The organism is Anaerobutyricum hallii (assembly GCF_900209925.1).
GTDB lineage: Bacteria > Bacillota > Clostridia > Lachnospirales > Lachnospiraceae > Anaerobutyricum > Anaerobutyricum soehngenii.
Map to the genome: position 1 here is coordinate 589,371 of NZ_LT907978.1, position 12,917 is coordinate 602,287.

The window sequence follows — 12,917 nt, forward strand, 5'->3', positions numbered from 1 at the left end:
ATGGTAAAGAAAAAAGAATGTTTATAAGTATTGCATTTTGTGACTTTGCGCTATGGAATTCTGACCATAGGAACTTGGGGCTCGTTTTTCCCAAGTTCCTGTTTTTCTGGGCAGAATGGAGTGCTTAGCGCAACGGAACAAAATCAAACTTATAAACATTCTTTTTTCTTTAGAAGACTCCATACAATTCAGCTCAATATCTTCTACTAAAGCGGCGTCTGTGTCCCCGGCAAATTTGTATTGTCCGTAAATCTTTGTAAATCAGCTATTTGACATTACATAGTACCTAAGATAATATAGTATCAACAAGGAGGCAAAAATAAATGAATGCACAGTTTAAGAAAGGGGTTCTGGAACTGATTGTTCTTGCAGCGGTAGAACAAAAGGATATGTACGGATATGAGCTGGTTGCAGAAGTTTCTAAAGTAGTGAATGTAAAGGAAGGAACCATTTATCCTATTTTAAAACGACTGACCAATGAGCATTATTTTGAGACATATTTAAGAGAATCAACGGAAGGCCCACCAAGGAAGTATTATCATTTGACTGCTGCGGGGATTCTTCATTTAAGAGAATTAGAAAAAGAGTGGGAAGAATTTTCCCAGAATGTGAATCGATTTTTAAAGGAGAGATAGTGGATGTTAAAGAAGGAGTTTTTAAAAGAGCTGGAAGACCGGCTTCAGATGCTTAATGAAAAAGAGCGGAAAGATATGATAGAAGAGTATTCACAACATATCAGTATGCGTATGGAAAGTGGAATGAAGGAGGAAGAGGCAATCGATGATTTCGGGAATATTGATGATTTGATTGCAGAGATTCTTGATGCTTATCATTTAGATCCGGAATATGAAGTAAAGAACAAAGGAAGGAATGGGAAGACGGGAGTTGCAGATTTACTGCCCAAAGATTTTTTTGAGAAAAGAAAGAAGAAAAGTAAAGAACGTGATCTTAAAAAGAATAAAAAAGTAGAGACTATGGAACGATTTAAGAAAAATCGAGGAGAAACAATAGAAAATATAGCAGATAAAGCAAGGAAAACGAGTGGCAGTGCTATTTCATGGAGCTGGGATAAGGCAAAGAAGATTTTCTTGATTTTTGTAAAAGTGGTATTAATTTGTCTGGTAGTCCCGGCAGCCTTTTTTGATGTGGCGGGATTAGTTGGTCTGGGAACCTTAAGTGTTATGGCATTTCAGGGCTATCCGGTTATCGGATGTGTTATCGTTGCGCTGGGAGCTGTTCTTAGTATGACAGCATATATTCTTTTTTTATTTAGCTACATATTGAAAGGGAAAGGTGTAAATGTATGAGTTATAGAAAAGTTTTGGTAGGAATTTTTATGGCGGGATTTCTTTGCTGCGGAATCGGAGCAGGAGTAATGTTTCAGGAATATTCTTCCTTTCAATATATGGGAGAAAAAAGAATTGGAAGTAATAAAATAGCGGAAAAAACATTCATGGAGAATTTATATACAGACAAAACGAAGAAGTTAAATACGTCATTTACAACATACAATAATGAAAATGGTGATATAGAGGTAAAAACATCAAAGTCTATTCCTAAAGATAAAATTCAGATCAAAGTACGCTATGATTCAGATAATGTAAAGTCTATACATATCGATAAAAACCTGTACTGTGATGATGAGTATACATCAGACGATATATATATGGATGATGACGAATATGATGAAAGTGATGTAGACAATGTAGATAATGATACACAGGCAAATGAAAATATGGCACTATCGGATAAAAAGAACCTGACAAATCAGGAATTTTTCATTAGTGCAGTGGGGCGTATGTCGGATGTAGAATATTTTCTTAGCTATAAAGATGAGATTTTAAAAAATATCAAAGAAAGAAAAATTTATAACTACGTTTATCCACAAATAATTTCAGTAGAAATTACAGTGAATCCAGAAAATAAAAACTTAATGAACATATAACTTTTGATTTGTAGATTTGGTGTAGACGAAAAAAGAAACAATACCATATCCCATCTGCTCTGTAGTCGCTGTGTTTAAAATGCTCATCCGCATCTTAAACACGAATTTGAGGAACTAAAGAAACGAAAACCCAAAATTTAATAGAAAAGAAAATGTGAAGATAGTCGCTTCGCAGAAAATGCCTGCTCGGCATTTTTACTCGCTCCGACATCACATTTTCTTTTCTATTAAATTTCTGGTTTTCTGTCCTTTGGCTCCAGATGGAAATTAATATTTAAAGCTTGGATGGGAATAAGGGGATTGTCGAGAAGGCTATGAGTTCCCTTCTGGAGATTTCCATTTGACATAGAAATTGTAGACTTCTGGACAACTTCCCTTTGTTTTTAACTGATTTGTGGAATGAGGTTAGGCAGCCGCTACAATAGAACTTCCGGCCAAATTGTAAGAAAACTAGGGTAAAGAAAAGAGAATTTTTATAAATAATGCATTTTGTGACTTTGCGCTGTGGAATTTTGACTCTGAAAACTTCGGACTCGTTTTTCCGAAGTTTTCGTTTTTTGAGGCAAAATGGAGCGTTTAGAGCAACGGAACAAAATCAAATTTATAAAAATTCTCTTTTCTTAGAAGGCGAAATACAATTCGGTAAGAAATTTTTTCCCTTTGGAGATTCTTATTCAAATGAAAATTATAGACTTCTGGGCAATCCCCTTGTTTTTTTATTGATTTGTGGAATGAGATTAGACAGCCGCTATAATAGAACTTCCGGCTGAATTGTAAGAAAACTAGGGTCGAGTAAAGAGAATTTTTATAAATAATGTATTTTGTGACTTTGTGCTGTGGAATTTTGACTCTAAAAACTTCGGACTCGTTTTTCCGAAGTTTTTGTTTTTTGAGGCAAAATGGAGCGTTTAGCGCAACGGAACAAAATCAAATTTATAAAAATTCTCTTTTCTTTAGAAACTTCAATGCAATTCAGTTAAGTAATTTTCTTTAGCGGCGTCTATCTCAACCCCTGCAAATCAGAAGATATCATCCAAAGCGATATTCTTTATTTAGATTACTTTGTTCGATGACATATTTTTTAAATTCTTCGATCAATGGTGGATGGTATACGTCTTTCAGGATTGCCATATAAAAATAGCGCTTATAAGAAGGCTGTGTTAATTTGAGTACTTTTACATCGACATAGTTAAGCCCATCAAACTTAGGAGCGATCATGATGCCAAATCCTTTGGAGACAAAGCCGGCACCGACAAGATCTTCTTCAATCTCGCAGAGGATATCCGGATAAGCATTGATGCTTTTGAATAAGTCATCAATAATGTGGCGTAATCCACTTTTGTGGCGGAAGATAATCTGTGGATAATCAAGAGTTTCCTTTAAGCTTACACTGTCTTTGACGGCAAGTGGATGATCTTTTGGAACGATGACAACGAGTTCCTGAGTTGCGATAGGGATAAATTCGACCATTGGACTATTATTTAATTTAGAACAAAAAACCATATCGTATTCTCTGTCTATAAGACTGCGGACCAGATCGACAGAGAGACCATGTTCACAACTGAAATTAAACCAGATATTTTTATCTGGGTGAAGATCAAGAAAGTTTTTTACGGTAGTTGGAACATAGTCTGTTCCGAGTGTACGGAGAAAGCCGATATTAATTTCTCCTTCACCGTTTGCCACTAATTTGATGTCTCTTACTGCGTTATCTAAGCTTGCGAGAATTTCCTTTACATTAGAATAAAATGCCTTACCGTATTTTGTCAGTACAATGTTACGTCCACGCTTTTCAAAGAGCTGTATGCCCAGTTCGCTCTCCAATGTAGAAATAGCGTAGCTTAAGCTTGGCTGTGTGATAGAAAGAATTTCAGCGGCCTTGCTGTAATGTTCTGTTCTGGCAAGTGTTTCAAAATAACGTAAGTGAAATAAGTTCATTGAAAAACCCCCTTTAATAAAAAGTATTGTTTAAAAATCTTAGTATTATACAACCCAATCATAGCTTATTGTTGCCATAAATTTTTTAGAAATCTACCTTAAAAATTCCTACGTTTTACCTTAACATAAATGATAAAAAAAATCTATGAATTTACGAATATTCTCGATTGGTTTTATTGAATAAAACGAGTTATAATCTAAGTAACTTAAAAAGTTAAAAAAATAACAAGTAAAATTTTAAAGCAAAATTATATTTTTTCAAATGAGAAGGAGGACATATCATGTCAAAAGAATTTCCTATTACCGTTAGTTCATGGACACTTGGAGACCAGTGCAAATTTGAGGAGCGTGTAAAAGCAGCTAAGGAAGCAGGATACGATGGAATCGGTCTTCGTGCTGAAACTTATGTAGATGCATTAAATGAAGGACTTCATGACGAAGACATCCTTGCAATTCTTGAAAAATATGATATGAAGGTTACTGAAGTAGAATACATCGTACAGTGGGCTGAGGATGCTCGTTCTTATGAGCAGAAATACAAAGAGCAGATGTGCTTCCATATGTGTGAACTCTTCAACGTAGGTCACATCAACTGTGGATTAATGGAAGATTACTCTGTAGAACATACAGCTCAGAAATTAAAAGAGTTATGTCAGAGAGCAGGCAAATTAGTGATCGGTGTTGAGCCAATGCCATACAGCGGAATCCCTAACATGGAAAAAGGATGGGCTGTTGTAAAAGGTTCTGGATGTGACAATGCGAAGTTAATCATGGATACATGGCACTGGGTAAGAGCAAACCAGCCAATCGATCTTGATGTAATTAAAGATATCCCAGCAGATAAGATCGTTTCTATTCAGATCAACGACGTTTGGGATCGTCCATACGCTAAGAGCATCTTAAGAGATGAGTCTATGCATGATCGTCTCGCTCCTGGAACAGGAATCGGATGTACAGCAGACTTCGTTAAGATGGTACGTGAAAAAGGTATTGAGCCAAAAGCAATCGGTGTTGAAGTAATCAGTGATGCTATCCTTGCTAAAGGTGTTGCAGAAGCTGCAAAACATACATTTGATAATACAAAGAAAGTTCTTGAGCAGGTTTGGCCAGAAGTACTTTAATCTTCAATTATTTACTTGAATTATATAATTAACTTGTCAAAAGCTAAAATGAAATAATAGACCGCAGTCCGCAGGTTAGAGGCTGCGGCGCGGTCATGTGAATAATTAGGAAGGGGTAAATTATGAAGTTTGAAAATATGTTTTCACCAATTCAGATTGGACCTATGGAAGTAAAGAACCGTTTTGTAGTACCTCCAATGGGTAACAACTTTGCAAACACAGACGGAACAATGAGTGATCAGTCTGTTGCTTACTACGGCGCACGTGCAAAGGGTGGATTTGGTTTAATTACACTTGAGGCTACGGTTGTTCATAAAGGAGCAAAGGGTGGTCCTAGAAAACCTTGTTTATATGATGATGCATCAATTCCTAGCTTCAAGAAAGTAATTGATGCCTGCCATGCAGAAGGAGCTAAAGTTTCCATTCAGTTACAGAATGCCGGACCAGAAGGTAACGCAAAGAACGCTGGCGCACCAATCCAGGCAGCTACAGCAGTATCATCAGCAGATGGAAGAGATATTCCGGAAGAAGTTACAACAGAACAGGTTTATGAATTAGCAAGAGGATATGGAGAAGCTGCAAGAAGAGCAATGGAAGCTGGTGCAGATGCTGTAGAAATTCATATGGCACATGGTTACCTTGTAAATTCTTTCATGTCTCCAAGAACAAATAAACGTGTCGATGAGTTTGGTGGTTCTTTCGAGAACAGAATGCGTTTCTCAACCCTCATCATTGATGAAGTTAAAAAAGCAACACAGGGAAAAATCGCTGTACTCGCCCGTATCAACAGTACAGAGGATATGTTCGGTGGACTTGACAACCATGATATGTGTGCAATCGCAACTTATTTAGAGTCTTGCGGATTAGATGCACTTCATGTATCTCGTGCTGTTCATTTAAAAGATGAATATATGTGGGCTCCTACAGGTATTCATGGTGGATTCTCCGCGGAATATGTAGCAAATATCAAGAAATGTGTATCTATTCCTGTTATCACAGTTGGTCGTTACACAGAGCCACAGTTCGCTGAGGTAATGGTTCGTACTGGTACAGCAGATTTAGTTGCATTTGGACGTCAGTCTCTTGCAGATCCTGCTATGCCTAAAAAAGCATTGGAAGACAGATTAGAAGACATGACACCATGTATCGCTTGTTTACAGGGTTGTGTTGCAAATATGTATGCTGGAAAGCCAATCTGCTGTTTAACAAACCCAGTTCTTGGTCGTGAGAGCGAAGGAATGAAAGAAGCAGAAACGAAGAAGAAAATTTATGTAATTGGTGGCGGCCCTGCTGGTATGTGTGCAGCATTTACTGCAGCAAGAAGAGGACATGACGTTACATTATTTGAAGCAAGCGACGTACTCGGTGGAAATATGAGACTTGCTGCTTACCCACCTGGAAAAGGTGATATCACAAACATGATCAGAAGTTACATTACAAAATGTGAAAAATCTGGTGTAAAGATTGTTCTTAATACAGAAGTAACAGCAGATCTTATTAAGAAAGATGCTCCAGATGCAGTGATCGTAGCAACTGGTTCTGAAACACTTGTACTTCCATTCATCAAAGGTATCACAGCTCCTGAAATCGTTCATGGAGGAGACTGCTTATCCGGTAAACGTCCGGTAGGACATAAAGTACTTGTTGTAGGTGGCGGTATGGTAGGTGCTGAAACAGCAGAGTTCCTTGCGGAAAAAGGACATGATGTTTCTATCATCGAGATGAGAGATGCTATCGGACCAGATGTAATCCACGAACATAGAGTATTCCTTATGGAAGGTCTTAAAGAGTATGATGTTCATCAGTATGTAAATGCAGCGGTATCTGAGATTTATCCTGATGGCGTAAGCTACAAGAATGCAGCCGATAAATCCGATGAGACAGTATATGAATTAAGAGGATTTGACACTGTTGTTCTTTCAATGGGATATGTTTCTAAATATACACATCGTGAAGGTCAGGAAGTTGTTTATGATTTCGTTGACGAATTAAAAGCTATCTGCCCAGAAGTACATGTAGTTGGTGATGCAATCAGAGCTCGTCGTGCTTTAGACGCAACAAAAGAAGCTTATGATGTTGCATTAAATATCTAATCCTAAGATATAACAGGCAATAATGGAGGGAATAACAAATGGAAAGACGTATTAACGGACACACAGGACTTTTAGCACTGTTTGGAACACCTGTAGGACATTCAGGATCACCTGCAATGTATAACTTCAGTTTCCAGCATGATGGACTTGACTATGCATATATGGCATTTGATGTAAATGTAGAACAGATGCCTGCTGTATTTGACAGCATCCGTTTATTCAACATGCGTGGTGGTAACTTTACAATGCCATGTAAAAACATTGCAGCAGAGTTAGTTGATAAATTATCTCCTGCAGCAGAGATCATTGGAGCATGTAACGTATTTGTTAACGATGCCGGAGTAATCACAGGACATATCACAGACGGTGTTGGTTTCGTAAAGAACCTTGAAGTAAATGGTGTAGACGTTAAGGGTAAGAAAACAGTTGTTCTTGGAGCTGGCGGAGCGGCTACAGCAATTCAGGTACAGCTTGCATTAGACGGAGCTTCTGAAGTAGCAATCTTCAACATTGATGATGAATTCTATAGCAGAGCAGAGTCTACTAAAGAAAAGCTTGCAGCACGCTGTCCTGAATGTAAAGTAACAGTGGAGCATCTTGAAGACAAAGAAGCTCTTGCAGCAGCGGTAAACAATGCAGATATCGTAATCAATGCTACAATCATGGGAATGAAACCTCATGAAGACGTAACATTAATCGATAAATCTTTATTCCGCAAAGACTTAGTTGTTGCTGATACAGTTTACAATCCTGAAAAAACAAAGATGATTCTTGAAGCGGAAGAAGTTGGATGTCAGGCAATCGGCGGAAAAGGAATGCTTTTATATCAGGGTGTTGTTAACTACAGTCTGTTTACAGGAAAAGATTTCCCAATCGAGGAATATCAGAAATTCCAGGCAGAACAGGGAAAATAATTTAAAATTAAATCATCAGTTGTCATTCACTGTTTGGATACAGTGAATGACTGACGATGAGTTAATATAGCAGCATTTTAAAATTACATTTAAATTTAGAGGAGAAAATGTATGAAAGCGAAAAAATATATCTGGTCAATGATCTGTGTGTACATGGCTTATTTGACACATGGTATGCAGGCACTTATTTTTTCACAGAATCAGGTAAACTTTGCAACAAAATGGGGATTTGATATGTCTAATCCGGAATCTGCAGCGTACGCAGCAGGTGTTGCAGCCGTTTCTACAGCAATCGCATGGACTGGATTTGGTAAATTCATTTCTGTATGGATTGGTGGAGAGATTTCTGACCGTGTCGGCCGTAAGAAGTTAATGATTGGTGGAGCAATTCTTTATATCATCTGCTTCGCAACAATGTTTGTAACGAACAATGCAACTGTAGCTGCAATCATGGGCTTATTAGGTGGTATTGCTACATCTGGTTTCTGGGATGCATCCGGATATCCAGCAGTACAGGAAGCATATCCTGCAGCACCAGGTTCCGCATTAATTATGATTAAGTTCTTCGTAGCGTTATCAAGTATCTTCTACCCACTGATCTGCGTACAGACAGCAGCAGCAGGTAACTGGAAGATTAACATTGTAATTCCTTTAGTATTATCTTGTGTTGTATTGGTATTTGCATGTATCGCAAGATTCGTTTATGATGATGAAAAAGCAGCAAACGCTGGCGCAGGAAGCGACAAGAGAGCTGACCAGGCTGAAATCGATGCAGCAAAAGCAAGACAGCTTGTTGCACCTGGAAAGTTTACAGCATTCCTCACATATTTCTATGCATTCTTAGTAATGGCAGTTATGTATGGTGCTCAGCAGTATACAAAAGCGTTCGGTCTTGCATACTGTGGACTTAGCGAAATGCAGGCAGCATCTATGACAACAATGTATCAGGTTGGTTCTATCGTTGCCGTAGCATTCTGGGCTGTAATGATGAGTAAATTAAAATGGCATCCGTTAAAAGTATTGATCGTTGACGCGGTTATCACAGCAGGCTCCCTTTTAGCAGTACTTTTAGTACATCAGGTAGCAATCGTTTATATCGCAATCTTAATTCTTGGATTTGGTTGTGCCGGTGGTGCTTTACAGACAGGTCTTTCTGTATTACAGGAATTCGTACCTGGACCAAAAGGACGTAACACAGGTATCTACTATACATTTATGGGCGCTGCTTCTTATCTTATGCCTGTAATTGTAGCAAAATTAACAGTCATTTCCGGCGAAAGTAAAGCAGTATACACATTAATGACTCTCATGTTTATCTTAGCAGTAGTTCAGGTAGTAGCAACACTGTACCTCATCTTAAGATACAAGAAGGTATTTGGAACTACTCCATTAGCAAAAGCGGAATAAAGTTTAAGATAAATAGCGATTTTAAAGTAATTATTTTAAATCCTTGTGAAGTTGTTTTAAATAGTTATGGGAATTTAGATGATTACAACTAAAAGCAAATGGTAATTAGCCTGTATATAGTTTATACTATATACAGGCTCACCATGTTTTTAGCTGTTTATTTTTTTAATATCATTAGTTAAAAAATAAACAAAAACCTATTAAAACCTGCAAATTCATAGAATGTATCTATAAATACTAACCGATGCACAAAAGGGGAGTCCAATCTTTGTCTGAGATAAACGCTCCGCGAGGATGCGCAGTGATTCTGTAAAGAATATGTCAGCTTACGCTGACCAGAATCACGCGCCAAGTCTCGCGGCGGCTCGACTTGAATTGTAAGTATTTTAGAAGATATCTATGGTAAGTCTGTTGTAGTAATACACTGCTGTTTTAATTTTATTTTCTGAAAAACAGATGTAGACCGAAATAGATTGAAACAAAGGATATTTTTGTTTTTTGGTGTGTTAGTACACAAGTATTAGAAGAGGAGATATTTTTATGAAGGTATTAAAGTGGCTGGATAATAATTTGGAACAGGCCATACTCCTGATGTTATTGTGTGGAATGACAATCGTTATGGGAGGGCAGATTATTGCCAGATATGCTTTTTCAGCTTCCCTGTCCTGGTCTGAGGAGATCACGAGATATATGTTTATTATTTCTGGTTTTATCAGTGCCAGTTATTGTATTAAGAACGGTTTATCCGTTAAGATTGACCAGTTAGTAGGTATGCTTCCGGGCAAAGGAGTTCATTATATGCGACTGGTAAGTTATCTTATACAGTTACTCTTTTTTGCTTATCTGGTTCCTTTTGCATGGAAATATGTAAAAGCAGGAATGGCAAGTGGACAGTTAAGTCCAGCTTGTGGAATTCCAATGTACCTGATTCAGTCATTCACAGTAATCAGTTTTGTTTTATGCTGTATCCGTCTGATTCAGAAGTTTATACAGCGAGTTGAGATCATTACAGGAAAAAGAGAAGCGGAGGAGAAATAAAGAATGTCACCATTAGTAGTATTTATATTATTCTTTGTATGTTTATTAATAGCGATTCCAATCTCTGTATCCCTTGGTTTGGTTGCAGTATTACCGGGAGTATTTGATCCGTCTTTTACAGCAAGTGCTTCCTACGTTATCCGTTCTATGTTTGGTGGAATCGATAGTTTCCCACTCCTTGCAGTACCGATGTTTATTTTATCCGGTATTATTATGGCAAGAGGTGGAATTTCTAAGAGGTTATTTGATCTCTTTTCATATTTCATTGGAAAACGTACAGCAGGTCTGCCATGTGCAGCAGTAATAACCTGTCTGTTTTATGGAGCAATCTCTGGTTCGGGAATTGCCACAGTTGCTGCAGTTGGCAGTATGACAATCCCTCTGTTAGTAGAGCTTGGCTACGATAAAAAGTTCTGTACTGCCTTAGTTGCAGTTGCAGGAAGTCTTGGTGTTATTATTCCACCAAGTATTCCATTTATTATGTATGGTATGGCATCAGGGGCATCTGTAAGTGACATTTTCCTTGCAGGAATTGTTCCGGGAGTTCTTATCGGACTTCTTTTAATGGTATATGCCGTATTTTATTGTAAGAAACATGGAGAAGATAAAGAAAAGATTAATGCAAAGATCGATGATCTTCATGCACAGGGATTATGGAAAGTATTTAAGAGCAGTTTCTTTGCAGTGCTGTCTCCAGTCATCATCCTTGGATGTATTTACTCAGGTGTTGCCTCGCCTACAGAAGCAGCCGTTATCTCTGTATTCTACTCACTGATCGTCAGTATTTTCATTTATAAATCACTTCCGATTAAGAAAGTTTACGATGTATTTGTAGAAGCAGTAAGAACATATGCACCAATCTTATTTATTTTAGCAGCATCCATAGCATTCTCCAGAGTACTTACACTGATGCAGGTTCCACAGCTTATCAGTGGATGGATTCTTGCCCATTTTACAAGTAAGGTTGTTGTATTGATCGTAATCAACCTTGTATTATTACTTGTAGGTATGGTTATGGATACTACTCCTGCCATTCTCATCCTTACACCAATCCTTCTTCCAATCGTAGAGGGCTTTGGAATGGATCCCATTCATTTTGGTGTCATGATGGTTGTAAACTTAGCGATTGGTTTTGTTACACCACCAATCGGTGTAAACCTTTTCGTAGCAAGCTCTCTTACCGATATTCCGGTTGTAGATATCGCAAAAAGAGCAATGCCACTCATTGGTTTCTTCTTAATCGCATTGTTACTTATCACCTTTATTCCACAGATCAGTCTGTGTTTGCTTTAGATTAGGAAAGGAGAATCAAAATGAAAGGAAAATTTACAAGCGTTATCCTTGCAGTTGTTCTTGTCGCTATTACTGCAGGAACCATATTCTTTGGATATTCTAAGGCAAGTGGTAAGATAACAAAGTCAGGTGCAGAAGAAGAACAGAGATACGCATGGCCACTTGCAACCTGTAGTACAGAAGATACGATCACACACATCTTCGCAACACAGTTTGCAAAAGAAGTAGAGAAATTAAGTGATGGCAAGATGAAGATTAATGTATATCCACAGAGTACATTAGGTGGTGACCGAGAACTTATGGAGAGTTGTAAAGATGGAGACATCCCATTCGTTGTACAGTCTCCGGCACCACAGGTAAGCTTCATGCCGCAGCTTTGTGTATTTGATACACCATGTTTATTTGAAAATATTGATGATGCCCGAAAAGCAATCGATAATCCAGATTTCCAGAAAGAAATTCAGAAAATTTATAAAGGCGCAGGCTATGATCTACTTGGAATCGCAGACCAGTGTTTTCGTGTAATGACCAGCGCCAAACCATTTACAGGAATCGAAAGCTTCAAAGGTCAGAAAATCCGTACAATGGAGAACGCATATCATCTTCAGTTCTGGAAACAGATGGGAGCAAACCCTACACCAATGAGCTTCTCCGAAGTATACATCGGACTCCAGCAGGGAACGATCGATGCACAGGAAAACGCTTACGAAATTATCGTAAGTGCGAAGCTTTACGAACAGCAGAAATACTTAATCAGCACGAATGCAGTACCGGATTATACAACATTGATTGTCAGTGACGAATTCTACCAGGGACTGACAAAAGAACAGCAGAAGATTATCGATCAGGCTGCAAAAACAGCACAGGAAAAAGCTCGTGAATCTGCCGATGACCGTCGCGTACAGCGTCAGAAGGTTCTTGAAGACGAAGGTATGCAGATTGTAGATGTAGACCAGAAAACCTGGAAACAAATGCAGGAAAAATGCCAGCCAGTATACGATGCGATTCGTAAACAGGCAGGAGATAAACTTGTAGACCTGTATATGGGAAAATAGTAATTTGCTGGGGAAACAGACGCCGCTTTAGTAGAAGATATTGAGTTGAATTGTAGTAGTCTTCTAAAGAAAAGAAGAATGGTTATAAGTTTGATTTTGTTCCGTTGCGCTAA

The 12,917-nt window shown here is 38.0% G+C and carries 11 protein-coding genes; 10 read left to right on the forward strand and 1 reads right to left on the reverse strand.

Going from position 1 to position 12,917, the window contains the following annotated elements; translation table 11 throughout:
• The first annotated feature begins 323 nt into the window (after positions 1 to 323).
• From EHLA_RS02625 to EHLA_RS02635, 3 genes are read left to right on the forward strand one after another with little or no spacing between them, the layout of a single operon-like run.
• Complete coding sequence (locus EHLA_RS02625; protein WP_021907492.1) at positions 324 to 635, forward strand: PadR family transcriptional regulator; 312 nt, start codon at positions 324 to 326, stop codon at positions 633 to 635.
• A 3-nt stretch (positions 636 to 638) separates the two neighbouring features.
• Complete coding sequence (locus tag EHLA_RS02630; protein ID WP_096239216.1) at positions 639 to 1,307, forward strand: DUF1700 domain-containing protein; 669 nt, start codon at positions 639 to 641, stop codon at positions 1,305 to 1,307.
• Complete coding sequence (locus EHLA_RS02635; RefSeq protein ID WP_096239217.1) at positions 1,304 to 1,945, forward strand: hypothetical protein; 642 nt, start codon at positions 1,304 to 1,306, stop codon at positions 1,943 to 1,945. The genes EHLA_RS02630 and EHLA_RS02635 overlap by 4 nt, the downstream gene beginning before the upstream one ends.
• A gap of 1,029 nt (positions 1,946 to 2,974) precedes the next feature.
• On the opposite strand, the gene EHLA_RS02640 is transcribed toward EHLA_RS02635, so the two are convergent.
• A complete protein-coding gene (locus EHLA_RS02640) occupies positions 2,975 to 3,883 on the reverse strand; it encodes a LysR family transcriptional regulator (RefSeq protein WP_021907315.1) in 909 nt (302 codons plus the stop codon).
• 281 nt (positions 3,884 to 4,164) lie between these two features.
• Here EHLA_RS02640 and EHLA_RS02645 point away from each other — a divergent pair, with 281 nt between their 5' ends.
• The 7 genes from EHLA_RS02645 (at position 4,165) to EHLA_RS02675 (ending at position 12,804) form a co-directional block, all read left to right on the forward strand.
• Complete coding sequence (locus EHLA_RS02645) at positions 4,165 to 5,004, forward strand: sugar phosphate isomerase/epimerase family protein (protein WP_005344706.1); 840 nt, start codon at positions 4,165 to 4,167, stop codon at positions 5,002 to 5,004.
• 122 nt (positions 5,005 to 5,126) lie between these two features.
• On the forward strand, positions 5,127 to 7,097 hold the full coding sequence (locus tag EHLA_RS02650) for an FAD-dependent oxidoreductase (protein WP_096239218.1): 1,971 nt from the start codon (positions 5,127 to 5,129) through the stop codon (positions 7,095 to 7,097).
• A gap of 38 nt (positions 7,098 to 7,135) precedes the next feature.
• Positions 7,136 to 8,011: a shikimate dehydrogenase gene (locus EHLA_RS02655; RefSeq protein ID WP_096239219.1), complete on the forward strand. Its 876-nt coding sequence runs from the start codon at positions 7,136 to 7,138 to the stop codon at positions 8,009 to 8,011.
• 111 nt (positions 8,012 to 8,122) lie between these two features.
• Positions 8,123 to 9,418, forward strand: a complete 1,296-nt coding sequence (locus EHLA_RS02660; protein ID WP_096239220.1) for an MFS transporter — start codon at positions 8,123 to 8,125, stop codon at positions 9,416 to 9,418.
• A gap of 540 nt (positions 9,419 to 9,958) precedes the next feature.
• The gene (locus tag EHLA_RS02665; RefSeq protein WP_096239221.1) at positions 9,959 to 10,456 is read left to right on the forward strand and encodes a TRAP transporter small permease; all 498 of its coding nucleotides are present in this window, start codon (positions 9,959 to 9,961) and stop codon (positions 10,454 to 10,456) included.
• A gap of 3 nt (positions 10,457 to 10,459) precedes the next feature.
• Entirely contained in the window at positions 10,460 to 11,749 is a 1,290-nt protein-coding gene (locus tag EHLA_RS02670) for a TRAP transporter large permease (RefSeq protein ID WP_096239222.1), read from the forward strand.
• Between the two features lie 20 nt (positions 11,750 to 11,769).
• Entirely contained in the window at positions 11,770 to 12,804 is a 1,035-nt protein-coding gene (locus tag EHLA_RS02675; RefSeq protein ID WP_096239223.1) for a TRAP transporter substrate-binding protein, read from the forward strand.
• Positions 12,805 to 12,917: the final 113 nt, after the last annotated feature.